The sequence below is a fragment of the Chelatococcus sp. HY11 genome (assembly GCF_018398335.1).
Classification (GTDB): domain Bacteria; phylum Pseudomonadota; class Alphaproteobacteria; order Rhizobiales; family Beijerinckiaceae; genus Chelatococcus.
Map to the genome: position 1 here is coordinate 2,917,345 of NZ_JAHBRX010000001.1, position 24,413 is coordinate 2,941,757.

At 63.7% G+C, this 24,413-nt stretch carries 25 protein-coding genes; 8 read left to right on the forward strand and 17 right to left on the reverse strand.

Annotation, left to right across the window (positions count from 1 at the left end):
- Nucleotide 1: 1 nt before the first annotated feature.
- The 17 genes from KIO74_RS13360 to KIO74_RS13440 all read right to left on the reverse strand — a co-directional run bounded on the left by KIO74_RS13360 (nucleotide 2) and on the right by KIO74_RS13440 (nucleotide 16,622).
- On the reverse strand, nucleotides 2–730 hold the full coding sequence (locus KIO74_RS13360; protein WP_291979827.1) for a GntR family transcriptional regulator: 729 nt from the start codon (nucleotides 728–730) through the stop codon (nucleotides 2–4).
- Nucleotides 731–859: 129 nt separating this feature from the next.
- Nucleotides 860–2,377 (reverse strand): tripartite tricarboxylate transporter permease, encoded by a 1,518-nt coding sequence (locus KIO74_RS13365; RefSeq protein WP_213332447.1) that lies wholly within the window; start codon nucleotides 2,375–2,377, stop codon nucleotides 860–862.
- 36 nt (nucleotides 2,378–2,413) lie between these two features.
- Nucleotides 2,414–2,866, reverse strand: coding sequence for a tripartite tricarboxylate transporter TctB family protein (locus KIO74_RS13370; RefSeq protein WP_213332448.1), 453 nt, complete (start codon nucleotides 2,864–2,866; stop codon nucleotides 2,414–2,416).
- Nucleotides 2,867–2,876: 10 nt separating this feature from the next.
- Nucleotides 2,877–3,911 carry a Bug family tripartite tricarboxylate transporter substrate binding protein gene (locus KIO74_RS13375; RefSeq protein WP_213332449.1) on the reverse strand — a complete coding sequence of 345 codons (1,035 nt, stop codon included), beginning with the start codon at nucleotides 3,909–3,911 and terminating at the stop codon, nucleotides 2,877–2,879.
- Nucleotides 3,912–4,024: 113 nt separating this feature from the next.
- A complete protein-coding gene (locus KIO74_RS13380; protein ID WP_213332450.1) occupies nucleotides 4,025–5,005 on the reverse strand; it encodes an NAD(P)-dependent oxidoreductase in 981 nt (326 codons plus the stop codon).
- The gene (locus tag KIO74_RS13385) at nucleotides 5,002–5,397 is read right to left on the reverse strand and encodes a cupin domain-containing protein (RefSeq protein WP_213332451.1); all 396 of its coding nucleotides are present in this window, start codon (nucleotides 5,395–5,397) and stop codon (nucleotides 5,002–5,004) included. Before KIO74_RS13385 ends, KIO74_RS13380 begins: the two co-directional genes overlap by 4 nt.
- A complete protein-coding gene (locus KIO74_RS13390; protein ID WP_213332452.1) occupies nucleotides 5,394–6,212 on the reverse strand; it encodes a creatininase family protein in 819 nt (272 codons plus the stop codon). The genes KIO74_RS13385 and KIO74_RS13390 overlap by 4 nt, the downstream gene beginning before the upstream one ends.
- Nucleotides 6,202–7,290, reverse strand: a complete 1,089-nt coding sequence (locus tag KIO74_RS13395; RefSeq protein WP_213332453.1) for a Gfo/Idh/MocA family protein — start codon at nucleotides 7,288–7,290, stop codon at nucleotides 6,202–6,204. The genes KIO74_RS13390 and KIO74_RS13395 overlap by 11 nt, the downstream gene beginning before the upstream one ends.
- 324 nt (nucleotides 7,291–7,614) lie before the next feature.
- Nucleotides 7,615–8,076, reverse strand: a complete 462-nt coding sequence (locus KIO74_RS13400; protein ID WP_213332454.1) for an SRPBCC family protein — start codon at nucleotides 8,074–8,076, stop codon at nucleotides 7,615–7,617.
- 264 nt (nucleotides 8,077–8,340) lie between these two features.
- A complete protein-coding gene (locus KIO74_RS13405; RefSeq protein ID WP_213332455.1) occupies nucleotides 8,341–10,764 on the reverse strand; it encodes a xanthine dehydrogenase family protein molybdopterin-binding subunit in 2,424 nt (807 codons plus the stop codon).
- The gene (locus KIO74_RS13410) at nucleotides 10,761–11,246 is read right to left on the reverse strand and encodes a (2Fe-2S)-binding protein (RefSeq protein WP_213332456.1); all 486 of its coding nucleotides are present in this window, start codon (nucleotides 11,244–11,246) and stop codon (nucleotides 10,761–10,763) included. Before KIO74_RS13410 ends, KIO74_RS13405 begins: the two co-directional genes overlap by 4 nt.
- Nucleotides 11,243–12,118: an FAD binding domain-containing protein gene (locus KIO74_RS13415; protein WP_213332457.1), complete on the reverse strand. Its 876-nt coding sequence runs from the start codon at nucleotides 12,116–12,118 to the stop codon at nucleotides 11,243–11,245. Before KIO74_RS13415 ends, KIO74_RS13410 begins: the two co-directional genes overlap by 4 nt.
- A complete protein-coding gene (locus KIO74_RS13420; protein ID WP_213332458.1) occupies nucleotides 12,115–12,684 on the reverse strand; it encodes a cupin domain-containing protein in 570 nt (189 codons plus the stop codon). The genes KIO74_RS13415 and KIO74_RS13420 overlap by 4 nt, the downstream gene beginning before the upstream one ends.
- Nucleotides 12,685–12,693: 9 nt before the next feature.
- On the reverse strand, nucleotides 12,694–13,506 hold the full coding sequence (locus KIO74_RS13425) for an acetoacetate decarboxylase family protein (RefSeq protein WP_213332459.1): 813 nt from the start codon (nucleotides 13,504–13,506) through the stop codon (nucleotides 12,694–12,696).
- 1 nt (nucleotide 13,507) lies between these two features.
- Nucleotides 13,508–14,536 (reverse strand): fumarylacetoacetate hydrolase family protein, encoded by a 1,029-nt coding sequence (locus KIO74_RS13430; protein ID WP_213332460.1) that lies wholly within the window; start codon nucleotides 14,534–14,536, stop codon nucleotides 13,508–13,510.
- A complete protein-coding gene (locus tag KIO74_RS13435; RefSeq protein WP_213332461.1) occupies nucleotides 14,533–15,942 on the reverse strand; it encodes an amidohydrolase family protein in 1,410 nt (469 codons plus the stop codon). Before KIO74_RS13435 ends, KIO74_RS13430 begins: the two co-directional genes overlap by 4 nt.
- 23 nt (nucleotides 15,943–15,965) lie before the next feature.
- A complete protein-coding gene (locus KIO74_RS13440; protein ID WP_213332462.1) occupies nucleotides 15,966–16,622 on the reverse strand; it encodes a TetR/AcrR family transcriptional regulator in 657 nt (218 codons plus the stop codon).
- Between the two features lie 105 nt (nucleotides 16,623–16,727).
- Here KIO74_RS13440 and KIO74_RS13445 point away from each other — a divergent pair, with 105 nt between their 5' ends.
- The 8 genes from KIO74_RS13445 to KIO74_RS13480 all read left to right on the forward strand — a co-directional run bounded on the left by KIO74_RS13445 (nucleotide 16,728) and on the right by KIO74_RS13480 (nucleotide 24,361).
- On the forward strand, nucleotides 16,728–17,840 hold the full coding sequence (locus KIO74_RS13445; protein ID WP_213332463.1) for an ABC transporter substrate-binding protein: 1,113 nt from the start codon (nucleotides 16,728–16,730) through the stop codon (nucleotides 17,838–17,840).
- Between the two features lie 78 nt (nucleotides 17,841–17,918).
- Nucleotides 17,919–18,788 (forward strand): branched-chain amino acid ABC transporter permease, encoded by an 870-nt coding sequence (locus KIO74_RS13450; protein WP_213332464.1) that lies wholly within the window; start codon nucleotides 17,919–17,921, stop codon nucleotides 18,786–18,788.
- On the forward strand, nucleotides 18,785–20,542 hold the full coding sequence (locus KIO74_RS13455) for a branched-chain amino acid ABC transporter ATP-binding protein/permease (RefSeq protein WP_213332465.1): 1,758 nt from the start codon (nucleotides 18,785–18,787) through the stop codon (nucleotides 20,540–20,542). Before KIO74_RS13450 ends, KIO74_RS13455 begins: the two co-directional genes overlap by 4 nt.
- Complete coding sequence (locus tag KIO74_RS13460) at nucleotides 20,535–21,224, forward strand: ABC transporter ATP-binding protein (RefSeq protein ID WP_213332466.1); 690 nt, start codon at nucleotides 20,535–20,537, stop codon at nucleotides 21,222–21,224. Before KIO74_RS13455 ends, KIO74_RS13460 begins: the two co-directional genes overlap by 8 nt.
- A 37-nt stretch (nucleotides 21,225–21,261) precedes the next feature.
- Complete coding sequence (locus tag KIO74_RS13465; RefSeq protein WP_213335164.1) at nucleotides 21,262–22,047, forward strand: cyclase family protein; 786 nt, start codon at nucleotides 21,262–21,264, stop codon at nucleotides 22,045–22,047.
- Nucleotides 22,048–22,281: 234 nt separating this feature from the next.
- On the forward strand, nucleotides 22,282–22,908 hold the full coding sequence (locus KIO74_RS13470) for a TetR/AcrR family transcriptional regulator (protein ID WP_213332467.1): 627 nt from the start codon (nucleotides 22,282–22,284) through the stop codon (nucleotides 22,906–22,908).
- A gap of 23 nt (nucleotides 22,909–22,931) precedes the next feature.
- Complete coding sequence (locus KIO74_RS13475) at nucleotides 22,932–23,375, forward strand: SRPBCC family protein (RefSeq protein WP_213332468.1); 444 nt, start codon at nucleotides 22,932–22,934, stop codon at nucleotides 23,373–23,375.
- A 386-nt stretch (nucleotides 23,376–23,761) separates the two neighbouring features.
- Nucleotides 23,762–24,361, forward strand: a complete 600-nt coding sequence (locus KIO74_RS13480; RefSeq protein WP_213332469.1) for a glutathione S-transferase family protein — start codon at nucleotides 23,762–23,764, stop codon at nucleotides 24,359–24,361.
- Nucleotides 24,362–24,413: the final 52 nt, after the last annotated feature.

Here is a 24,413-nt window from a genome sequence, read left to right on the forward strand (position 1 = left end):
ATTAAAGACCCTCGGCACCTTCCTGGGCAACCAAGCGCGTGGCCTCGACCTCGGCGCGGTTAACCTCGGCGCGCGCGAGGTCCTCGGCAAGTTTCGCGTCGCCCTTTTCAATTGCCTCGACCAGCGCATACATCGCTGAAACGCTTTCAGCCGAGCGTTTGGGCGAGCGCTTGGGATGGGCCAAGCCCAGAACGCGCCAGCGCCAGATGCGCGCGTTCAGATCACCGATCATGCGCCAAAGGGTTTCGGTGCGCGCGCCTCTGACCAGAATGTCGTAGAATTTGTTCTTCGCCTCGATGATGGCGGAGGCATCGCCGCCTTTATAGGCGGCGGCGACGCCTTCGCAGGCCGCCACCAGGGATTGATGCTCGGCCTTAGCGGCGTTCTCGCAGAAAAGCCGCGCCGCCAGCCCCTCGAGAACGGCACGGATCGCATAGATTTCCCTGGCCTCCGCCAAAGTCAGGCTGCGGACCACGGCGCCCTTGTTGGGAACGACGTCAATCAGGCCCTCGGACTCGAGCTGGCGCAGCGCCTCCCTGACCACGGTCCGTGAGACGCCGAGCATGTCGATCAACTCCCGCTCGACGAGCCGCGCTCCCGGCGCCAGACGACCGTGGACGATCGAAAGCCGCAAGGTATCGACCACTTTGCGCCGCAGCGGGGCGGCATCCTTCTCGATGGTCGGAAGGGCTTCCTCTCCGAGTGAGCGACTGACATTGACGGACGACACGTGCAATGGACTCCCGAAAGCGCTCAACCGGGCAAGACGTAACGCCAGACTACACTGGCATGCCTTACCATGACATCCGCGCCACTTTTGCCGTGAAACCGGCCGAACTGCAATGCACCGCCTCCAGCCTCACGTTGTCGGAATGCCAACCTGCGCGCGGGCGCGTCGTGTGGCGCGCCAGAGACCGCTCATGAGCGGCAGGGCGAGCGATGCGATCACCGTGAGCAAGAGGACGAGCGCCAGCGGCCGTGTCACGAAGATATCCAGGCTGCCGTGGGACAGGATCATGGATTGCCGCAGCGACGACTCGAGGATCGGCGCCAGGACGATACCCAGGATCAGTGGCGCGCGCGGCAGCCGGGCCTTGATCATCACATAACCAATGACACCGAAAGCAATGGCGAGACCCACGGTGAAAAGCCGAAGGTTGGTGGCATAGGCGCCGACGATCGACAGCAGCAGAATGCCGGGCGCGAGATAGGCATAGGGAACGCGCAGCAGCGACGCGAAAAGGGGCGCGAGCGGCAGATTGAGGATCAGCAACATCAGGTTGCCGATGAACATGCTGGCGATGAGGCCCCAGACCAGATCCGGCTGGTCGGTCATCAGCAAGGGGCCGGGCCTGATGCCCTGCAGGGTGAAGGCGGCGAGCAGCACCGCCGTCAGGCCGGAACCCGGGATGCCAAGCGTCAGCATGGGCACCAGCGATCCGACGACGGACGCGTTATTCGCGGTTTCGACTGAGGCGACTGCATCGAGCGCGCCCTTCCCGAAGCGCTCCGGATGTTTGCTGAAGCGCCGCTCGGCCGCATAGGCGATGAAAGTGGATGCCGTCGGCCCAACCCCCGGCAAAAGGCCGAGACCGAACCCGATGGCCGTTCCACGAACAATCGCCATGCGACATTCAACCCAGTCTCGCCAGCGCGGCCAGAGGTCACGCAGCCGTGTCTTCATGGGCTCGAGATCGACCAACCGTTCGAGCGACACCAGCACTTCCGCGATGCCAAAGACGCCGATCGCAATGGGGAGAAAATCAATGCCGTCCAAGAGGTCGACCTGACCGAAGGTCAGCCGTTCGGTGCCCAGAATGGGGTCCGTACCCACGAGCGCGATCATGAGGCCGATCACCGCCATGAAAAGCGCCTTGATGGGCGAACCCTCGCCCATGCTGGCGGTCGCGGTTATCCCCAGCGCCGCCAGGAGGAAATACTCCGGCGGTGCGAAGTTGAGCGCGAAGTTGCTGATGGCGAGCGCCGCGAAGATCAGCAGGAAGATCGTGATGGTTCCGCCGATGAAGGAGCCGATGGCCGCGATGCACAATGCGGCTCCCGCTCGTCCTTGCCGCGCCAGTTTGTAGCCTTCGAGGGTGGTCATGATCCCGGACGACTCACCAGGAACATTGATGAGCACCGATGTCAGCGTGCCGCCGTACATCGCGCCATACATGATCCCGCAGAGAAGGACGATCGCTGTAATCGGGGGTAGCCCGAAAGAAATCGGCAAGAGCAGCGCCATGCCCAGCGAGGGGCCGATGCCGGGCAAGGCCCCGATGACTTGTCCCAACAGGACGCCGACGAAGACCGCGAGGAGATTCGAGGGCGTGAGCGCGACTTCAAAGCCGTGCAGGAGCAGACCAAAAGATTCCATCACGTGGCCTTGTTCTATGATTGGCCGGTTTCGTCATCAGAAACCGACGAGGCCTTTCGGCAGATCGACATTGAGCCAGAGACCGAACACCCCCTCGATCAGCGCGACCGTCACGACCGATGTGATCAGCGACGGAACGACAGGGCGACGCGCGACAACGAGCAGAAAGAGCGCAACGAAGATCAGGCCGCTCAAAGCGGTACCCAGCAGGGGCATCAGGATCAGAAGCAGCCAGAGCGTCCCGATGCCGAGAAGCACCTGGCGTGCGCCGGCGCGATCCGGCCAGTCGACGGGAACATGCTTGTCGCGGCGGAAAGCCTGCACGAGCAGCGCGGCGCCGATCGCAAAACCGGCGACGGCCACCCAGATGCTGGCGAAGGCAGGTCCCGGCGCGAAGTCGGCCCAATACGGCAGGTGCCGGGTGCCTAAGACAACCAGCGCCGAGCACAGAAGCAGGAAAATGGCGGCTGCAATATCCATGCGTCGCATGCTGCCCTCCCTATTTCTTGGCCAGCCCCAACTCCGAGAGAACGCTAGCGAAACCTTGATAGACCTTGTCCATCGCCGGGCGCGCCTCGTTCGCCGGCACATAGGCGCTGGTCAGATACATGTCCTTCATCATGGCCGCCCAGGCTGGCGTCGCCACCATTTTGGTGAACTTGTCCTGCCACCAGGCAACGATGGCGGGGTCCAACTGCGGCGCCCCTGCGATGCCGTAGTACTGCCCCCAGACGACATCCACGCCTTGCTCGCGGGCGGTTGGGACATCCTTCAGCGACGGTTCCGTCAGCCGTTGCTCGCTCAGCACGGCGATCGCCCTCGCCTTGCCGCCCTGCAACAGCGGCATCGCCTCGTCCGGCGGCAGCGTGATGGCCGTGACGACCCCGCCGAGCAGGGATGAGATGATCTGCCCGCCGCCGCCGTCGAACGGGACATAGTTCAGCTTGACGCCGCCTGCCTTCTCGATGAGCGCGTTGACGATGTGGTCCGTGGAGCCGACATTGGCGCCGGCCATCGAGAGCGCCCTCTCCTTCTCCTTCGCGGCCTTCACGAAATCCGCAAGCGTCTTGTAGGGCGAGTCCGCGCGGACGACGACGAGAAGGTCGATGCGCGCCAGCATCCCGAGCGGGGTGACCTTTTCATAAGTATTCGGCAGCCCCTGCACGATCGGCGTCGCGTAGACCGTCGGCACGACGCCAAACAGGATGTTCTTGTTGCCGGGATGGCCGAGAACATAGTTGGCTGCCACGGTCCACCCGCCACCGGTGCGGTTCTGGACCACGATCGGGTTTGTCACGATCTTGTCTTCGTTCAGGATCTTCGCCACGCGGCGCATGATGACGTCGGGCGTGGCGCCGGGGCCGGATCCAACCGTGATCTCGATGCTGCCTTCCGGCGCCGTCATCGTCTGGGCATGAGCCGGGGCCTGTACACAGAGGCCCAGCGCGGCAACGGCCGCGAAAGTGAGGCAAGTTCTACGGGAAACAATCGTATAGGCCGATTGCAAGTCAATCGGCCGGCGTGTCCAAGCCATAACGTTTTTCTCCCCTGTTTGATTGCCATTCGCGCAATCATTATTGTCTGTATTTGATTATTCCATCAGGCACTCACCTTGTACAATACTCAGCGACGCAGCACGGACGCGTTTCAGAAAACGCGGCAGTCGGGCGGCATGCCCTGAATGAGCACACGTTCGACATTGTCCCAGGCGCGTTGAAAAAGCGTCGCGGACGCTTGGCGTGTGACGCCCGCGATATGCGGTGTCAGGATCAGCCGGTCCACGGCCTCACCGGTCAAGGCGAGCAGCGCATGTGTCGGTTCCGGGGGCTCCTTGCCGTAGACATCGACCGCCGCACCGCCGAGATGGCCGGACGCCAGCGCCGCCGCCAGTGCCTCCTCGTCCACAATGCCGCCACGGGCAGCCTGGATGAGGATCGCGCCCTTCTTCATCCGCGCGAGCTCTGCCGCGCCTATCAGATTGGTGGTCTGCGGGAGCAAGGGCACATGCAGGCTCACCACATCGGCCGCGCCGAGAAGATCATCGAACGACATGGCGCGCGCGCCCAGGCCACGCGCGGCCTCCGCATCCCGTGGCGATGGATCGTGGTAGGCGAGCCGGGCGCCCACCTTCGCGAAGGCATCCGCCACCGCGAGGCCGATCGTCCCCAGACCGACGAGGCCGACCATGAGCCCATCGATGCCGGCAAGATTGTCGGCGACCATACGGGCCCTGAAGGAGACGTAGTTACCCCGGCGGATCTCGTTGCTCGACCACATCAGGCGACGCAGCAACACCGACGCACAGGTCACGACGTATTCGGCCAACGCGCCGTTGCTTCCGCCCGGCACGTTGCAGACCGGAATATCCTGGTGAACGAGGCTCTCCCGGTCGAGGCGATCCACTCCGGCTCCCGTCACCTGCACGAGGCGCAAGCGCGTATCGGCGAAAAGCGCCGGATCGAGCTTCGGCCCCACCGCGGGAATGACCAGCGCGCGGGCTTGCCCGAGCAGTCCGACGACGTCGGCGTCGCCGGGCGCGCGATAGGCGATCGCGAGGCTGCGGGGCGGCTCCACCCCGATGCGGGTGAAGTCGGCTTCCGGGCGGAGGCACAGGACATCAAAGCTCATCGTGACGCCCTCGCTTCATCCCAGGATGCGAATTCCCGCGTCCGCGTCGCGATCTCTCCGACGGCAAAAAAGCACAGCAGTTCGAGGCTTCCCGCGCCGGTATTTCGCGTCACGTGCAGTTCTCCCGCCGGCACGATCACACAATCCCCGGGCTGTAGCGCGAAGTTGCCGCTTTCCGTCTCGGTGACGCCGGCCCCCTTGAGGACATAGATGCACTCGGCGACGTCGCTATGGACATGCGGGCCGCGCTGGACCGAACCGGGCTGGCTCATGGCGATCTCGACATGACGAACGGTCATCGCATCGCCGAGGCCCCCATCCGCGATCTCTCGCGCGCTGCGGCCGGGGAGCCCCAGCCGGCGGCCGTCGGAAGCCCGCACCAGCCGGGTCACGGCATCGCCCGCCTGATCTCGGTGACTTCCGCCGTGCCGCCGAGCACATCATCGAGAAGGCCAAAGATTTCCCTGGCCTCGCTCGCGATGGCATCGGCGAGCGCCGCGAGCATGGCCTTGCCGCGCTCCTTCGTCGCCTTCTGCGGCATGCCATACCAGCCCGTCGGGGCGATGCAGCGGATATCGGTCAATACCGGCTGATAGCTCTTGGTGCGCCGCAGCTTGTCCATCTTCAAGCCATGGGACTGGTCTGAGCAGTAGGCGACCCGATCGAGATGCACCAGCTCGGGACGATAGGCGAGGACCGCGAGCGCCTCGATCTCGCCGCCATGCGTCAGGCCGTTGCATTCATGCCCGTACATGTCCGCCGCGACATAGCAGGCCTGAACGGTCAGCACGGTCATGCCGTGCTTGCGGTGGAGATCCTCCGCCGCGATCGCGAGCGAGGGAATATTGCCCTCGTGCCAGTTGAGGATCAGGAGATAGCGCGCCCCGTGCTGGGCCGTCGACGCGCAGATCTCGGAGACCACCCGCATATAGGTATCCGGCGACAGGGTGATCGTGCTTTCGAAGGGCATATGCATCGGCGTCACCCCGACGGCCGGCGCCGGCAGCACCAGACCATCGAGCCTTTCCGCCACCGCGTGCGAAATGACGTTGGCGGCGAAGATATCCGTTCCGGTCGGAAGATGCGGGCCGTGCTGCTCCACGCTTCCCGCCGGCAGGATGACCAGAGGATGCCGCTTGAACTGCTCGGCGATCTCCGGCTGCGTCAGATCCCAGAAATAGCGACTGGGCAAGGCGCTAGGCGACATGGCGGTCGCCCTCGCCGGCCCGGGCGCGGGCGGCTGACATGACGTCGGAGAGCTTGACCAGCTGCCCGTTGCCGTCGATGGACTGGAGAGCCGCATAGACGCAGGCCACGGCCACGTTGCCGTTGTCGGCGCTCAACTCGTTGCCCTTGCCCGAACGGCAGCTTTCGGCAAAGAGTTCGAGCTCGATGCGGAACATGTCGCTCTCACTGTCCTTTAGGACTTCACGTTTCCCAAAGCCGTCCTTGCCACGCTGGATGTAGAGCGAAGAAGACTTATGGATTTCATCCGGCGTATCCCATACGCCGAAGTCGATCTCATAATGCATCAGCCCCTTGGCGCCGAAGACCCTGAGCGAAAAGATGCCGGGCGACGTCCAGCTCGAGCCGACATAGGCAACCTTGCCGTCCTGGAATTTCAGCAAGGTCAACGACTGATCATCCACCTCCGCGCCCACCGGCGACAGTTTTGAGGCAATGGAACTCGCCTCGGATATTTCGCCACCGATGTAATGGACAAGATCAAACATATGAATGGCGAGCTGGGACAACGGGCCGCCCGGCGCGCGGTGCTTGTACCAGCGCCATGTCTGCGGCGTGAGTTCCAAAGCGCGCTCGTTCGAGAAATTCGCCTCGATCAGCGCGACGCGGCCAAGTTCTCCGGCGTCAATCGCCTCGCGGATGCGGCGCACCCCCGCCATCAGACGGGCACTATGCCCGACCGTGACCGTTACGCCGTGCTCCTTCTCAAGGGCGGCGATGGCGAGGCCATCCTCCAACGTGCTGGCGATGGGCTTTTCCGTGTAGACATGCTTGCCGGCCTTCGCGACCTCGGCGGCAACCGGCAGATGCTGTTCGTTCGGCACCGTCAGGATAACGCCCTTTATCGACGGATCGGCGAGCAACGACTTCAGATCCGACGTGGTCGGAATGCCGGTGTCACGGGTGAAAGCCTGCCGCTTTTCCTCTGAGCGGCTGAAGCCCGCGACGATCTTGATCGCATTCGATTTCTTGGCAGCGCGCGTCAACACCCGCGCCCAGCGCCCCAGCCCAACGATGCCAACGTGAACAGGCTCCGCCATCTCTGATCCTCCCGGATTGCGGCCGCATCGAGCTACGGCTCGGTTCTTTGTTCTAGATTGTCATACGGTAGTATGGTCATCCCGATCGGTCAAGCGACACGCGCGACAAAGCGGAAGCGACCGGTTTCCAGCCGCTTCTGCGATGTCGCGTTTGAGTAGGCAATGATCGAGGCGAGCGGCCGGCCCTTCTGACGCCGCGAAAGCGGTATACATCCGAATAAGGAACGCACTTCACCAAAAAAGCGAAAATTTATCCAAAAATAGACACCTTCTTCGGAGAAGGAGATAAATACTTTATACTAAATAATATTCATCATATTAATATTATCTATCTGCGTCCGCGCTTATCGTTCGTCCAAGAGCGGAGAAGAATTCTCCAGATAGTTTCTTGGCGGTCGACATCATCAACCGGCTTCCAAGCTGCGCGATTTTTCCACCGACATCCGCCTTCGCCGTGTAGCGCAAAAGCGTGTGCTCAGGGCCATCCGGGATCAGCACGACGTCCGCGCCACCCTTGGCAAAGCCGGCGACGCCGCCCTTCCCTTCTCCCTGTATGGTGTAGCCGTTGGGCGGATCAAGATTGGTCAATGCCACGGAACCGGCGAAAGTCGCCTTGATCGGCCCGACCTTGAGAACGACCGTCGCCTCCATGGCGCCGGCGTCCGTCAGCGTCAGGGACTGGCAGCCGGGGATGCATTGCTGCAAAATGGCCGGATCGTTCAGCGCATCCCATACAACCTGAACCGGCGCGGTGATCCGCTCCTCACCTTCAATCAGCAAAGCCATGGAATCTCTCCCGTCCTGGATTATGTGCGCGTCGCATGGCAACGACCGCAGCGTGATCGATACGTGCAGTGGAGCCCGTTTCTGGATTTCGTGAACGACCTGCCCAGCCGGTGTCATCCCCAGCCTCGCGCCGGGCATGACAAAGAAACCTCAGTGTTTCATCACGATGGAAGAATGCTCCGGGACATAAACTTCTTTCAACATACGACTACATGAATCCGACCAGTACTCCGTGTCGGATACGAACCTTCCGCGTGTGATGCACTATTCTGGCGAAGGGCCGGCCACGCTTCTCAAGGCGTGCAAATGAGAGGGGGTGACGGGGAGCTCCGCCACGAAGAGGCCTTCCCCACGGAAGGCATCGTCTATCGCCGCCGCCACCGCCGGCATGCAGGCGAGCCGCCCGCCCTCCCCACACCCCTTGATGCCGAATTCCGTGAAGGGTGAAGGTGTCTCCACATGGTCGACGACGATATCGGGGATCTCATGCGCGGTCGGTATGGCATAGTCCGCGAGAGAGGCCGTCAGCAGTTGCCCGTCCTCGCCGTAGCGATAGATCTCGTAGAGGGCGGTGCCGATTCCCTGCGCGATGCCGCCTCTGATCTGGCCTTCAACGATGCGTGGGTTGACGATCGTGCCCGCGTCATGGACGGCGATGTATTTCACGATACGCGTCTGGTTCGTCCGCTCGTCGATCTCCACGACCACGATGTGGCAGGCATGGCCGACGATGGGATAGAAGACACCGAGGTCGGACCTGTCAGCCTTCGGCATCGTCGTATAGGGATGATCATAGGTATGTTCGGCGGAGAGGCCACTGCGAAAGTCCTCGCCGCCCGGAAAAGACAAACGGAAGCTGTGCGCCGCACGCGCGATATCGGCGAAGGACTGTCTCCGTGATGGGTCCCCGATGACGGAAACGGATTCGTCATGCACCTCCACCTCGTCGTCCGCGACACCGAGCATATGCGCGCCGAAGCGGATGATCTTGGTCTTGAGCGTCGCCGTAGCCCCCGCGATCGCGCCGGCCAGCATGACGGTGTAACGGCTGCCGACAGGCCCCTTCGAGATCAGGCCGTTTTCCGTCGAGGCGTAGTTCACCGCAATATGATCGGGATCAATCTGAAGGTATTCGGCCGTCAATTGCTTGGCCACTGTTTCAGGACTATTGCCCCAGTGCGGCGCGAAGATCGTGACGACGGCCATGCCGTCCGCATTGATGCGGATACGCACGCTCTCCGGACTGCTCGTTTGCGGGAAGGCCGGCTTATCATCGAGAAACCAGAGCTCCGTCACCGAAAGCACGCTGCGCTCGTTCACCGTTGCAACGCCGATCCCGATCCGCTTGCCCTCGGCACGGGCGCTCACACGCCGGGCCTCCCAGGCATCGAGGTCGATGTGGGAGAGCGCCCGGTCGAGCACGCGGTGGTAGTCGCCGCTGTCGTAGATATTGCCGTTCGGAATCCTGTAGGGGAACTCGGCCTTGTCGATGAAGTTCTGGCGGCGCAACGCGATGCGGTCGATGCCCGTTTCCTGCGCGGCCGCGTCGACCAGCCGTTCGAGCACGAAGTTGCCGACCTCGCCGCCGAACCCGCGATAAGGCGCCTGCTGCGTCTTGTTGGTCAGGACGGCGGTGAGATCATATTCGAGCGCTGGAATACGATAAGGGCCGGTCGCCTGGGCAAGGGCATTGCCGTGGGAACCGGTGTTCATCATGAAATAGGCGCCATAGTCGTCGATCACCTTGAGGCAGAGGCCGGTGAAGGTGCCGTCCGCGGCCACGGCGAGGGCCGCGTCATAGATACGATCCGACGCGTGCTGGTTGCCATTCGCCATATGCTCGAGGCGATCCTCGACATATTTGACCGGCCGGCCGGCGAGCCGTGCGAGCCCGGCGGCGATCAGCGGGACATGGTAGAGGGACGATTTGCCGCCGAAACTTCCACCCACATCGTTGATGTGGAAGTTGATCTGGAAGGGCTCGACGCCAAGCGCCCGCGCCAGCCGCGCGCCGATGACGCTCTGCTGGGACATGTTCGAGTGAACGGTGAACTTTTTCTCGGCCCGGTCGTAGTCGACCACCGCGCCCGACGTCTCGATGGGCTGCGGAGAGACGCGCGGCCAGCGGAAACGGCGGCGTACAACATGAGCTGCCGAGGCAAAGGCCTCGTCCAACGGCCCCCAGACATGGCGGCTGTTGTGGACGACATTGCTGCCACGGTCGGGATGCAGGACCGCGTCTCCCGTTGCGGCGATCGCCTCCACCGGATCGACCACAGCCGGCAGCAATTCGTAGTCGACCTCGATGAGGGCGAGCGCATCTTCGGCGATGTAACGCGACGCGGCGACGATGGCGGCCACCGGCTCACCGACATGGCGGACACGATCGACGGCCATGCAGTGCTGCACGACAGGCGGGGACGACAGCGTCGGCATGGGGCCGACGCTGTCTGCGAATTCCCGGCCTCCGACCGCCAGATAGACCCCGGGCAAGGCACGCGCCGCATCGAGATTGATCGACACAATCCGCGCATGCGCGTGGGGGCTTGCGAGCACTGCCGCATGCGCCATGCGTGGCAGCTTCACGTCATCGACGAAGCGCCCCCGGCCGGAGACAAGCCGTATGTCCTCCGGGCGTTTGAGATTTTGCCCGATCCAGCGAAAATTGCGTCGATCCGAAGACATCATGCCGTCTCCTCTGCCTGATCGCGGCCAGCGGTCAGGATCGCATCGACAATGGTCTCATAGCCGGTACACCGGCACAGATTCCCTGAAATCGCCTCGCGCACGCCTTCGCGGTCCAGCCGTCCGTCCTGCCGGAGCAGCTCGGTCGCGGTCATCAGCATCCCGGGCGTACAGAAGCCGCACTGCAGCCCGTGATTGTCGCGGAAGGAGGCTTGCAGCGGCGAAAGCTCACCGTCCGGAAGCAGCAGCCCCTCGACCGTCTCGACCTCAGCCCCGTCGAGCTGGGCCGCGAACATAAGACAGGAGCGCGCGGTGCGTCCGTCGACAAGCACTGTGCAGGCGCCGCAAACGCCATGCTCGCAGCCGATATGCGTGCCCGTGAGACCGAGATGATCGCGCAGGAAATCGCAAACGAGCAGACGCGGCTCCACCGTCGCCGCGATGGGCTCGCCATTGATGGTCACGGAGATGGTGATGTGGCTCAATTCATCCTCCCGGCGCGTGCCGCCGCTGCCCGGATATTGCGCTCCAGCAAGGCCTTAGCGGTATCGCGGCGGTATGCGGCCGATAGGCCCGGCGCGTCGAAAAAGGAAATCGCGTCGATCTGCGCCGCAGCCGCCGCTTGGATGACGTCGTCGGAAAGACTTGCGCCGACCAGTGCCTGCTCGGCCGCCTCCGCGCGCAGGGCGCGTTCCTCGACGCCACCAATAGCGATACGGGCGGATTCGATCTGGCCGTCGTCGGCAGCGATCTCCACCGCGACGGAAACGATCGCGAAATCGCCCTTGCGCAGGCTGACCTCCTCGAAGGACACGCCCGCTCGCGCGTTCGGGCGCGGTATCCTAATCTCGACCAGCAGCTCGTGTGTTTCGACGGCGGTCGTGAACACGCCGAGGAAGAAGTCATCCGCGCCGACGACGCGGACGCCCTCGGTGCTCTCGATCACGAACTCCGCGTCGAGAGCGGTCAGCACGGCCGGCACCTCCGAGGCCGCGTCCGCGTGGACGACATTACCGCCGATCGTGCCGCGATTGCGAATGGTATGGTGAGCGACATTCTCGTAAGCCATCGCCAGCAGAGGCAGATGGATTCTGACGAGAAGATGATGCATGACGTCGTTGTGACGCGTGAGTGCACCGATCGCGATGCACTCGCCCCGCTCCTCGACGAAGGCGAGGTCCGACAGCCGGTTGATGTCGATGATGACAGTCGGTTGCGCCATGCGAAAATTCATCATGGGCACGAGGCTCTGCCCTCCAGCGAGGATCTTCGCGTCGTCGTCACGATGGTCCGAAAGCAGACGAAGCGCCTCCGCCTTCGTGGCCGGCCTCCTGTAGTCGAAGGGCGCGGGTTTCATGGCTGTTCGCCGCCCTGCGGATCCCGAGCGGCATCCATGAGCACGCCCATCAAGAGAGCCGGCTCGTCCTCCAGATTGATCCACGCATGATTGGAGCCGCGCTGGATCACCGCGTCAAAGGGCTTCAGCTCCGTCTCGTCCTCATCGAGCACCAGCAGCACCCTGCCCTTGAGGAGCACGATGTAGTCGAGCGTATGCGACTTGTGCATCGAGGGATGACGCCTCGTGTCGACGCGCAGATGCGCTGCGCCCATGCGCGCGAAGGCAGCCGCCGCGGCTCGTTCGGCGACGTCAGGATGCTCGTTGGACACCGTCTTCGGACCGAGCTGAAAAAAGCGGAAGACGGTACCGCCTGCGGGCGGCTCGAGCTGAACCGGCCATGCCGCGTCGTCGAGCGTGTCGAGCGAAGGCGGGGTGGACTCGGTCGCCCACAGATTGATCAATCCACGTCCGGGTGCGGATTCGAGGACATGCGGAACGGGCGCGTCCGTCAGGACGCGCGAGCGGCCGCCCTCCGAATTGGTCGTAATGATCCGCCGGAATGGCGGCAGTGTTCCCGTGCTCATATCCGGTCCTCAAGTCAGGCGGCGCTGATCGGACAGATCCTTGCCGCCACGCGTCTCCATGATCACGGCGCCCCGCGCCTCGACCATGGGCAGGGCGGCAAGCGCGCGCACGATGTGGAACTGCGTTGGCATGTCAGCCCACTGCGTGTCATGGATAGTCACCGTGCCCTTGGCGCGGAAAGCCGCGATGGTGCGTTGCTGGCTTGCACCGGCAGGCGTGTGGCAAGCATAGGCGATGTCGGCTTCGCCCCACTGTCCCGTCGCGGGCACATATTTGTAATGCAACGTGCCGCCGGCCGCCGGGCCCGACGTCGAGGCGGGCGGCGATTCCTCGATCGCATCAAGCTCTATGTCGATGAAACGATGGCCGAGCCACGCGGCGCCATGAAATTCCCGCCCACGGAAAATGCGCGGCTCCGGTATATCGGCATAAAGCTTGGCGAAACCAAGTTCATCACGCCCCGTCAGGATCGGATCCGTCAGGTTTTCCCACAAGACTGCCAGGAACATCCCCGTGACTTCGTCGACGGCGCCTCTGTAGGTCACGGGAAACTTGACGCCGAGCGTGTTGTATCCGCGACCGGCAAGCCATTCCAGTTCGGTGAAATACTGCAGCTCGACTGTCACCACGGGTTCATCTGTGAGCGAGAACCCGGGCGGCAGCAGGTTGCGGAGAAGCGCCGCATCCGTGAGAAAGCTCACGGCGACAGAGCGCTTGCGCGGCGCATGCGTCCAATCGAATGGGCGACCATCCGGCCCCTGGCGCGGTCCGGCACTCGGACCGAAGCCATAGGGCATGCGATACATCAAGCCGGCCGTCATGCTACGCCGCCTTCACTGCAGGGCCGGCGGGGAGAAAGCGTTGGTCGATAGCACCAAAAATCGACCTTCCCTCGCCGTCGAACATCTCGATACGCACGCGGTCGCCCGGCTGCATGAAGGGTGTCGCCGGTTGGCCGGCCTGAATGGTCTCGATCATACGCAGTTCGGCGATGCAGGAATAGCCGACGCCTCCCTCATCCACGCGCCGGCCCGGTCCACCATCCTCGCCACGGTTGGAGACGGTGCCAGACCCGATGATGGTTCCCGCCGAGAGCCGGCGGGACCGCGCCGCATGGGCGACCAGCGTGCCAAAGTCGAACGTCATGTCCAGGCCCGCATCCGGCTTGCCGAATTCGACGCCGTTGAGCCAGCTATGGAGCGGCAGGTTAAGGCGCCCATCCTTCCAGGCCGACCCCAGCTCCTTCGGGGTGACGGCCACCGGCGAGAACGCGGAAGCGGGCTTGGACTGGAAAAAGCCGAAGCCCTTCGCCAGTTCGCCCGGGATGAGATTGCGCAGCGAAACGTCGTTGCACAGCATCACAAGCCGGATCGCGTCGAGCGCTTCCGCGCGGCTGGCGCCGAGTGGCAGATCGTCAACGATAACGGCAATCTCGCCCTCGAAGTCCACGCCCCACGCGGGATCCGGCAAGGTGATCGGATCATGCGGGCCAAGGAACGCGTCAGAGCCGCCCTGGTACATCAGCGGATCGACCCAGAAAGAGGCCGGGAGCTCCGCGCCGCGCGCGCGGCGCACGAGGTCGACATGGTTCACATAAGCCGAGCCGTCGGCCCATTGGAAGGCGCGCGGCAGCGGCGACGCACAGGCCGCCGTGTCGAACGCAAAGCCGGCTTCCGTGCCGTTCGCCAACCGCTCGGAGAGTTCTTGTAGCCGTGGTGCCGCGTCGGCCCAATGATCCAGCGCCGCCTGCAGGGTCGGCGCTATGGCGCCAGCGTCCGCCGCGCGGCTGAGATCCGGAGAAACGACGACCAGGCGGCCGTCACGTCCGTCCGCGAGACTGGCGAGCTTCATGATACATGCCCTCCCGTGGCGCGGGCGAGTTCCGAGCCATAGGTGGCCCGGGTGGCCGTCTGCCCGGTCTTTTGCATGGCCTCGGCAAAAGCGGCGGCCAGATGGTCCGAGGAAGCCTGCGCGCGAGCCCTCACCGCCTCGACATCGACGCCGACGAGGCGGCCGTTGCGCTTGCGCGCCTGCCCAGCGACAAAAACGCTGTCGATGTCGGATGGCCGCACCTGCAAAACGAGGGAGGCGACGGGGTCCGGCGTGCGCGGCGCATGATGAATGCCATCCTGCCGGACCGTGATGATGTCCGCCTGTTTCCCGACCGCCAGCGAACCGACTTCGGCATCGAGCCCGATCGCCCGGGCGCCATCGATCGTCGCGAAATCATAGACGTCGGCCACCTTCAGATCGATCTCCGGCGGCATGCGGCCGGCGTCCAGGATCTTCTGATTGTCGATCGCCCGCGCCGTCTGCAGCGCGATGCGCATCTGCGCAAACATGTCGCCTGAATAGTCCGAGACGATATCGATGCCGAGCGTGGGGCGCAGCCCGACCGCCAACGCGCGGTTTGTGACGGGAATGCCCATGCCCATCTGCAGCTCCGTCTCCGGCGTGACGCTGAGCGCCCCGCCGCTGTCGGCGATGGCCTTCAGCTCGTCGTCGCTCGACGCGTTGCAATGAACATGGAGCATGCGGGGACCAAGCAGGCCGGCTTGCGCCAGGCGGGCGACGCTGTCGGGCGTCGACAGCGTGCCCATATGCATGGTCATCGGGATATCGAAATCCCGTGCGACGGTGATCTCGTCGGCGGTATGGGCCACCGGTATGAGGTTGAACTCCGTCAACGCGACGCCCATCGTCACAAGGGCGCTGGCCGGTCGCGCCCGGAAACGCGAGTCGAAGAAGTGGCGCGCATGCCGCACACGAGCATCGTGATCGGCGAAGCTGCGTGGCTCGGACGGTACGTCATAGAAGCCGTAATAGAACTGGCCGCGTATGCCAGAACGGTCCAGCCCGTCGATGCCGGCATCGGCATGATCGGGTGTGCGCATGATATGGCAGAAGTCGCAGATGGTCGTGATGCCTGCATCAAGCGCCTCGAGCGCACCCGCATAGGTGCTGATCCAGACGTCCTCCGGCCGGTAAGCCGTCGCGTAGCCGAGCCGGATGAAGCGGATATATTCCACAAGGCTCCAGTCGGCAGCGACGCCACGGATCGAGGTTTGCCAGATATGCCTGTGCGTATCGACGAAGCCCGGCGCGACCAGCATGCCTGACACGTCGATGATCTCCGCGTCGCCAGCGTCGATCGACGGACCGATGGCGGCGATGATATCGCCTTCGATCAGCAGGTCCGCCGGCTCGCGCGGACCGCCGATCACCTGCCCGCCTTTGAGCAAGATCTGTGTGGGCACCGTTGATCTCTCCAGTTTGAACGTCAGTCGACAGGGCCGGCGGGAGCGGCCTGCATGCCAGCCCTCATGAAGGCGATGGCGTAGCGCAGCGCACCTTCGGGATCGGCCAGGCTGAATTCCTCGCCAAAAACCGGCTGCAGCCGGCCGTTGTCGGCGCGGATGTAAAGCATCGCCCCGTAAACGCAGGCGACACGCCAGAACAGCTCCTCGGCCGACAGCTCCGGGCAGGCCTTGGAGATGGCATCGGCGAAAGCCCGCGCCACTTCATCATAGGCCTGAAACAAGATCCGCTTGACCTCGGGATTGGGATCCGTGGATGCGCGGCCGGACAAAAGGCGAAACGCGCGCTCGCCATCGTCGCGGGGCTTGCGCAGGGTGGGTTCGATGAACGCGCGCAGCACCACCTCGACATCGGGCCGGCTGTGGCCGGATGCGGCCATCGCGTCCTTGATCTTGGCGATCCGCTCCCTGTTCATCGGCTCCAGCCGGCGATGGAAGACCGCCTCCAGCAGACGCTCTTTCGAACCGAAATGATAGTGAACGGCAGCGGTATTGGCGCTCGCCTCTTCCGCGATCATCCTTGTCGGCACGTTGCTGTAGCCACGCTCAGCAAACAGACGCTCCGCGACGTCCATCAACCGCTCGCGCGTGTCTGATGCGACATCCTGAACATGCCTCATGCGATTTCCTCCACGCCCTCGTGTAATGCAGTCAACTGATTAAAGCAAGCGCTTGACACAAGCGCGAAAGTTGGATTGTGTGCCGCGCATATAGGGAGGAATGTCATGATAATTCTTAAGCGCCACCTGACCGCGCTCACCTTCGGTGCCATCCTTGCCGTAGCCGGCCAGGCGAACGCAGCCGATCCGGTCAAGCTCGGCCTGATCAATCCGATCAAGACCCTCATCGGCAAGCAGAATGTCGAGGGAGCGCAACTCGCGGTCGAGATGCTCAACCAGGACGGCGGCATCCTTGGCGGCCGCAAGATCGAGCTCGTGACCTACGACACCAACTTCTCGCCGCCCGAGGGTGTCGCCGCGATCCAGCGCCTGCTCACCCAGGACAAGGTGAAGGTGATCGCCGGCGAGATCTCCAGCAGCGTGGCGCTGGCGGCCATTCCGGTTGTCGAGGGCGAGGACGCCATTTTCATGGCTGCGGTGCCGAAGCATCCGGACGTCACGAAATCCGGATACGACAAGGTTTTCCGGATGAATACGACGACGGCGCAAGACGCAAAGTCGTTCGATACGTTCCTTGTGGAAACGATCAAGCCGGAGAAGGTCGCTATTCTTGCGGAAAACAGCGACTTCGGCCAGGTCACGATCAAGCACATGAAGGAATTGTTCGGCAACAAGCTGGTCTATTCCGACACCTTCGGCATGCAGCAGAATGATTTCGCGGCGATGTCCACGAACGCGCGCTCATCCGGCGCGGACACGATCTGCATCGTCGGCTCGAACATGGAGCAGTACGGCAATATCCTGCGCGTTCTCTCTGACCTCGGATTCAAGGGCCACCGCTGCCTGATGCCAGGCATCCTCAATTCCGAGGGCGTGAAGATCGCCGGCGCGGCGGCGGAACAGGCCTTCAGCGCGGACATCTACGTCCCCGCGATCGACAACGCCTTCAACAAGCGCTTCGTCGAAGCTTTCCAGAAGAAATTCGGCCGCAAGCCCGAGAAGATCGAAGTCCTCGGCTTCGAAACGGTCTGGATCGCCGCCAAGGCGATGGACAAGGCGGGAACCGCCGACGACACCGCCAAGATCGCCAAGACCATCCATGAAGGCAAATGGGAGACGCCCCGTGGCGAAGTCACCTTCGACAAGAACGGTCAGGCTTCCAGCGGTGAGCTGCTCCGGTTGTCCGTCAAGTCCGGCGAGATCGTAGTCGACCGATAGTCGTCCCGACAGATCCAAAGGCCATCGGGAGGATGCGTGTCACGCGCGCCTCCCGCGGCTGCATGCCGGAACAATGCGATGCTTGAACTTCTCCTTCAGCAAGGCGTGAACGGGCTGACCCAGGGCATGGCCTATGCCCTCGTGGCGCTCGGCCTGACCATGATCTTCGGCGTGCTCCACGTCATCAATTTCTCGCATGGCGAGCTCTACATGCTGGGCGGCCTGATGGCGGTCGTCGCCACCACGATGCTCGGCCTGCCCTACGGCGTCGCACTCATCCTGGCCGTCATCGCCGTCGTCATCATCGCCGCGCTTGTCGACCTGATCGCCGTGCGGCCGGTCCTGCCGACGAAGGATGGCCCATCGACCGTGCTGCTCAGCACATTCGCCGTCAGCCTGCTGCTCCATCAATCGGTCCTGTCCACCTGGGGGCCCAATCCGTCCCGCGTCGAGGGGCTGGAGGGAACCCTGTCCCTGGGCTCGGTCGTCATCACCAACCACCGGCTGCTCGTGCTGGCCGCGGGCATCGTCATCCTGCTCGCCATCGAATATGTCCTGCGTCGCACGCTCGTGGGACGCCGCATCAGGGCCGTCGCGCAGAGCGAATTCGCCGCGCAGGTCGTCGGAATCGATGTCGCGCGCATCCGCACCCTGACCTTCCTGGGAGCGGCCGGGATAGCGGCCGCCGCAGGCGCCCTCATCGCGCCGGTCAGCCTCTTCACACCATCCATGGGCCAGCACGCCATCATCACCGCCTTCGTAGTCGTCGTCATCGGCGGCATGGGGAACGCGACCGGTGCGGTCGTCTGCGGACTGCTCCTTGGTCTGCTCGAAGCCTTGGCAAGCGCCTTCATGCCACAGGAAATGGGCACCGCCATCATCTACGCTCTGCTTCTCATGTGCCTTCTCATCCGGCCGCATGGCCTTTTCGCGGGGCGTGCCCGATGAGACGTCTCCTGATCATCCTGGCCATCGCCCTCGCGGTCGCGGCACCCTTCCTGCTCGCCGGGCAAAGCTATTACAGCGGCCTCCTGGCCTATGCCGCGGTCCTTGCGATCTTCGGCCTGTCGATCAACCTCACGGTGGGTTATCTCGGCCTGATTTCCTTCGGCCACGCCGCCTTCTTCGGGCTCAGCGCCTATGTCGCCGGGCTGGCGATCATCAACTTCGGCGTCAATTATTGGGTGACCCTGCTGTTCGCGCCGATACCGGCCGCTCTTCTCGGCGCCCTGGTCGGTTTCGCCTCTGTGCGGCTGGGCGGCGCCTATTTCGCGATCGCCACATTGACGACCGCCGAAATCCTGCGCCTCGTCGTCTCCAACTGGGTCGATCTCACGCGCGGGCCGCTCGGCCTGATCGTGCGGCGCCCGCGCGTCGAGGCCATCGAATCGCTCGGTCTCGTCTTCCACCAATACTACCTCCTGGCGACGCTGCTCGGGCTCGGCCTTGCCGTGTTCATCGTGCATCGGCTGCTCAACAGCCCCACCGGCCGCTCCTGGAAAGTCATCCGCGAATCCAATGATCTCGCCGAGAGCATCGGCATTCGCACCGTGCGCCAGCGCGTCATCGCCATCGCACTCTCCGGGGGGCTGGCGGGATTTGCCGGCGTCCTGTTCATTCCGCGCACGCTCGTCCTCACACCGGATCTGTTCAATCCGATGTTCTCGGCGACAGGCCTCTTGATCGCCATTCTCGGCGGCAAGGGCACGCTGATCGGCCCGCTTCTTGGCGGCGCCATCTTCGCGGCCCTTCCCGAGACGCTGCGTTTCGTCGATGAATATCGGATCGCGATCTTCGCGCTGATCCTGCTGGCCGTCATCCGCATCCAACCGGGCGGGCTCGCGCCTCTCTTCCGCCTGACGTCCCCCTTCCGCACACCCCGGGCGCCGGACAAGGGCGGCGAGATCGCCTTCGAGCCCTCCCCGCGCCTCACGGTGACGGATCTCACCAAACGGTTCGGCGGGCTGACTGCGGTCGACAACGTCCGCATGAGCATCGAGCCCGGCGAACTCGTCGGCATCATCGGCCCGAACGGCGCCGGCAAGACCACCTGCCTGTCGCTGATCAGCGGTTTCACCCCGCCAACGGAGGGGGAGATCCGCTACGGCGAGCGCAAGGTGACAGGTGACGCGCCGAGCAGCCTCGTCGCGCATGGACTGGCCCGGACGTTCCAGCAGGCCGCGCTCTGCGGCAGCCAGACCGTCTTCGAAAACGTGCTCGCCGCCACGAGTTGCCCGGAGCCCGCGTCTCTCCTGAGTTCGGTACTGCGCGGCGCCGGCTGGCGCGCGAGGGAAGCCAAACGCATCCAGCGCGCCTGGGACTGCCTGGCATTCGTCGGCCTAGCGGAGCGGGCCTCGCTCGAAGCGGGATCGCTTCCTTATGGCGAGCAGAAGATGCTGGCCATTGCCGTTTCGCTGGCCACGCGGCCGCGCCTCCTGATGCTGGACGAGCCCGCGGCGGGCCTCAACCACACGGAGGCAAACCGGCTGGCCGACCTGCTGCGCGGCCTGCGCCAACGCGGGCTGACCATCGTGCTGGTCGATCACAACCTGCGCATGATGATGGCGTTGTGCGACCGCATCATCGTGCTTGATCGCGGCCGCCTGATCGCCCAGGGCACCCCCGCCGAGATCCAGGCCGACAAGGCCGTCATCGAAGCCTATCTCGGCGGTTACAAGGCGGAGGAGGCGCAGAATGCTTGAGCTTTCCGGACTCTGCGTCACCTATGGCAAGGTCAGGGCTGTCGAGGATATCGCGCTGACCGCCGGCCGTGGCGAAGCGGTCGCGCTCATCGGCGCCAATGGCGCCGGCAAGTCCTCCATCCTCAAAGCGATCCTTGGCCTGGCGACGTCTTCAGGTTCGATCCGCATCGACGGCACGGAGCTCAGTGGACGGCCAAGCCACGTGCGTGTCGCCAGCGGCGTGGCGCTGTCCCCCGAGGGCCGCCACGTCTTCCCGCAGATGACCGTGCTCGAGAACCTCGAGATGGGTTTCATCGGCGGTGATTTCCCAGCGCTGTGCGAGGACATGCTGGAGCTGTTCCCTCGCCTGCGCGAACGCAGCGGCCAGCTCGCCGGCAGCATGTCCGGCGGCGAGCAGCAGATGCTCGCGATCGCACGCGCCCTGATGTCACGGCCGAAGGTGCTGATGCTGGACGAGCCCACGCTCGGATTGGCCCCGATCATCGTCGACCAGATCCGCGAACTGATCGGCCTGCTCAAGGCCAGGGGCATGACTGTTCTGCTGGCCGAGCAGAATGCCGAGATGGCGCTCGCGGCCACGGACCGCGCCTATGTGCTGGAAACCGGCCATATCACGACAACGGGCGCCTCGGCGGAACTTGCGGCGGACGCCGCGATCCGACGCGCCTATCTCGGGCTCTGATGGCCCCGATCCCCAGAATGACAACACGGACATTGTGCTGATGGCGCGTATCGTTGACCTCTCCATCCCCATTGAGAACGACGTGGTGAGCGATCCGGATTTTTCGCGTCCGAAGATCACCTATCTCGCGCATGACATGACGATCGATCGCATGCGGACGTCCTTCCCCAGCCTGGAAGCGCATCATCTCCCGGACGGCGCCGCCTGGGCGATTGAAACGCTGGAGGTGACGACCCATCACGGAACGCATCTCGACGCGCCCTATCACTTTCACCCCACGACCAATCATGACCTCGTCGAAGGCGGGGAACCCTCCCCGACCATCGATGAGATCCCGCTCGAATGGTGCTTCAAGCCCGGCGTGAAACTCGATTTTCGTCACTTCCCGGACGGTTATGTCGCGACGGTCGACGACGTCATCGCAGAGCTCGACAGGATCGGCCACACGCTCCAGCCCCTCGACATCGTTCTGATCAACACGCGAGCCGGCTCCCGTTATTCACGCGAAGACTACGTGACCGCCGGCTGCGGTGTCGGCCGCGAGGCGACGCTTTTCCTGGCACGGCAAGGTATCAAGATAACCGGCACCGATGCCTGGAGCTGGGACGCGCCCTTCAACTTCACCCGCGAGAAAGTGGAGGAGACCGGCGACTACGGCCTCGTCTGGGAAGGACATAAGGCAGGACGCGAACGCCTCTACTGCCATCTTGAGAAGCTGCACCAGCTGGAGGTCCTTCCCCCGACCGGCTTCACTGTCGCGTGTTTCCCCGTCAAGATTCGCAAGGCTTCGGCCGGCTGGACGCGGGCCGTCGCCATCCTCTGAGACGCAGCGTCCCTACCAAGGGAGAGTTGTTTGGCGGGCCGTGGCCTCATCGGCCCGCTGATCGCGACAATCTGCCGTCGACATCGAAAACAATCCTATGACCTGCCAGCCCTGACTGCCAAAAACCGCCAGCGTTTTTGACCGGAGACGTCATGCCTGTCGTGGAAGCGCGCATTTGCGCGATTGACTACATACCAACCGGTTGGTATTTAGAGGCGAAGAGAGGATGCCTCGATGTCCCGTGCCGCCGGAAAACCTGACGCCCGATCAAAGCTGCTCGATGTCGCGCTGACACTCGTCCGCGCCAAGGGCTACTCGGCGACGTCGGTGGACGAATTGTGCGCGGCCGCGGGCGTGACGAAGGGCGCCTTCTTCCATCATTTCAAGAGCAAGGACGCGCTCGCCGTCGCGGCAGCGGACTACTGGTCGCAGACGACGGGAGCCCTGTTTGCCGCTGCGCCCTATCATAATCACGCCGATCCGCTGGATCGCGTGCTGGGCTATGTCGCTTTCCGCAAGGAACTCCTGCAGGGCGACGTACCGGAATTCACCTGCCTTGTCGGCACTATGGTGCAGGAAGCCTACGAGAGCACGCCCGCGATTCGCGATGCCTGCGAACGCAGCATAAGCGGCCATGCCGCGACGCTGGAGGCCGACATCCAGGCGGCGATCGACGATCGCCGACTGTCACCAGACTGGAGCGCGCAATCGCTCGCCCTGCACACACAGGCCGTTCTGCAGGGCGCATTCATTCTGGCCAAGGCAAAAGGCGGCGCGGCCGCCGCGGCGGACAGCATAGACCACCTTCGCCGTTATCTCGAGCTGCTGTTCCGGCCCCGGGCCGGCCAGTCCACCACCTGAAACGCAACAGAGAGGAACGCACCATGCCAAGCACCGTCCAATTTCATCGCGTCATCGCCGCAAAGCCGGAGAAGCTCTATCGGGCCTTCGTCGAACCGGATGCGGTGGCGAACTGGCTTCCGCCCTATGGCTTCCTCTGCACCGTGCATGAGCTGGATGCGAAAGAGGGCGGCAAGCACCGCATGTCCTTCCGCAACTTCACCACCGGCGAGAGCCATTCCTTCGGCGGCACGTATCTCGAACTCGTTCCGGGGGAACGGCTCGTCTACACGGACCGTTTCGACGATCCCAACCTGCCCGGCGAGATGAAAGTCACGGTGACGCTGAAAGCCGTTTCGGTCGGCACGGAACTGCGTATCGAGCAGCAGGGCATTCCCGACATCATCCCGGCGGAAGCCTGCTATCTCGGCTGGCAGGAATCACTCCGGAAGCTTGCTAAACTCGTGGAACCGGAGATCAACCAGTAACCGACCAGCCCGACCGACCTTCGCCAACCCAGGCGGAAAGGCATGTGGGCCGGCGAAGGTCGTGGTGACAAGATCCATCTCCCGGAGTGAACGCCGACAGCGCAACGCGAAAGCGGGGCGCCGCGTCTGAACACGGGAGCGGGAGGAGCGGTTGAGGCGCTGCTGCCTCAAACCTGAGACGACAAGGCCCGAAGAACTTCCCAAAGTCGCGAGCGTGGACCCAACCTCCTGAGCGGCCTGAGTTTCAGTATATGGCTTACGATTATCAGGTTGGCATCGTCCGGCAGGCCATCAACCCCGCGGGCGGGTCACAACGGCGCGCAGCTTGACTTGATCCGCTGTTGAATTCATATGTATGCGAATGTGTCCAATATAGGTTGATCGCCATGCTGAAGGTTTGGGGAAGGCCCGATTCGTCGAACGTGGCAAAGGTGATGTGGGCCGTCGGAGAACTCGGCCTCCCATGCGAGAGGATAGACCTGGGCGGCAAGTTCGGCGGCAACGACGACCCGGTCTACCGCAGCAAGAATCCCCATGGACGTATCCCGACCCTTGAGGATGGCGATGCGGTTCTATGGGAATCGAATGCGATCGTGCGTTATCTCGCGGGGCGCTACGGGAGCGGCCTGCTGCCTGCGGATCTCGCAGAAAGGGCCGCATCCGACAGGTGGATGGATTGGTGCTCCATCACACTTGTTCCGCGCCTTAAGAACCTCCGCGATGTACATCGCGCCGGCGGCGACACGACAGCGCTGCTGGAGGATGTCTTCGCGATGGTCTCGACTTTGGAGGCCGCGCTCGCCGAAACGGATTTCATCGCCGGAAACGAATTGACCGTCGGCGACATAGCGCTTGGTGCTCAGGTGCACCGCTGGGTCGAACTGGATATCGCCAAACCTGCCTTCCCGAAGGTCGTCGCCTACCGCGACAGGCTGCTCCAGAGGCCGGCGTTCGTGGAGCATGTGGCAAAGCCAGTCAAGCTCTGAACCTTCACGGATGTGGGCGCCTGACGCGAGGCCTCACAAAACTCGCGCCAGG

Coding starts and splice junctions, on each gene's coding strand:
- KIO74_RS13365 (WP_213332447.1), bottom strand. CDS start 2,377: ATGGAATCTTTTGGTCTGCTCCTGCACGGCTTTGAAGTCGCGCTCACG.
- KIO74_RS13370 (WP_213332448.1), bottom strand. CDS start 2,866: ATGCGACGCATGGATATTGCAGCCGCCATTTTCCTGCTTCTGTGCTCG.
- KIO74_RS13375 (WP_213332449.1), bottom strand. CDS start 3,911: ATGGCTTGGACACGCCGGCCGATTGACTTGCAATCGGCCTATACGATT.
- KIO74_RS13380 (WP_213332450.1), bottom strand. CDS start 5,005: ATGAGCTTTGATGTCCTGTGCCTCCGCCCGGAAGCCGACTTCACCCGC.
- KIO74_RS13390 (WP_213332452.1), bottom strand. CDS start 6,212: ATGTCGCCTAGCGCCTTGCCCAGTCGCTATTTCTGGGATCTGACGCAG.
- KIO74_RS13395 (WP_213332453.1), bottom strand. CDS start 7,290: ATGGCGGAGCCTGTTCACGTTGGCATCGTTGGGCTGGGGCGCTGGGCG.
- KIO74_RS13400 (WP_213332454.1), bottom strand. CDS start 8,076: ATGGCTTTGCTGATTGAAGGTGAGGAGCGGATCACCGCGCCGGTTCAG.
- KIO74_RS13405 (WP_213332455.1), bottom strand. CDS start 10,764: ATGATGTCTTCGGATCGACGCAATTTTCGCTGGATCGGGCAAAATCTC.
- KIO74_RS13415 (WP_213332457.1), bottom strand. CDS start 12,118: ATGAAACCCGCGCCCTTCGACTACAGGAGGCCGGCCACGAAGGCGGAG.
- KIO74_RS13420 (WP_213332458.1), bottom strand. CDS start 12,684: ATGAGCACGGGAACACTGCCGCCATTCCGGCGGATCATTACGACCAAT.
- KIO74_RS13425 (WP_213332459.1), bottom strand. CDS start 13,506: ATGACGGCCGGCTTGATGTATCGCATGCCCTATGGCTTCGGTCCGAGT.
- KIO74_RS13430 (WP_213332460.1), bottom strand. CDS start 14,536: ATGAAGCTCGCCAGTCTCGCGGACGGACGTGACGGCCGCCTGGTCGTC.
- KIO74_RS13440 (WP_213332462.1), bottom strand. CDS start 16,622: ATGAGGCATGTTCAGGATGTCGCATCAGACACGCGCGAGCGGTTGATG.
- KIO74_RS13445 (WP_213332463.1), top strand. CDS start 16,728: ATGATAATTCTTAAGCGCCACCTGACCGCGCTCACCTTCGGTGCCATC.
- KIO74_RS13450 (WP_213332464.1), top strand. CDS start 17,919: ATGCTTGAACTTCTCCTTCAGCAAGGCGTGAACGGGCTGACCCAGGGC.
- KIO74_RS13455 (WP_213332465.1), top strand. CDS start 18,785: ATGAGACGTCTCCTGATCATCCTGGCCATCGCCCTCGCGGTCGCGGCA.
- KIO74_RS13460 (WP_213332466.1), top strand. CDS start 20,535: ATGCTTGAGCTTTCCGGACTCTGCGTCACCTATGGCAAGGTCAGGGCT.
- KIO74_RS13470 (WP_213332467.1), top strand. CDS start 22,282: ATGTCCCGTGCCGCCGGAAAACCTGACGCCCGATCAAAGCTGCTCGAT.
- KIO74_RS13475 (WP_213332468.1), top strand. CDS start 22,932: ATGCCAAGCACCGTCCAATTTCATCGCGTCATCGCCGCAAAGCCGGAG.
- KIO74_RS13480 (WP_213332469.1), top strand. CDS start 23,762: ATGCTGAAGGTTTGGGGAAGGCCCGATTCGTCGAACGTGGCAAAGGTG.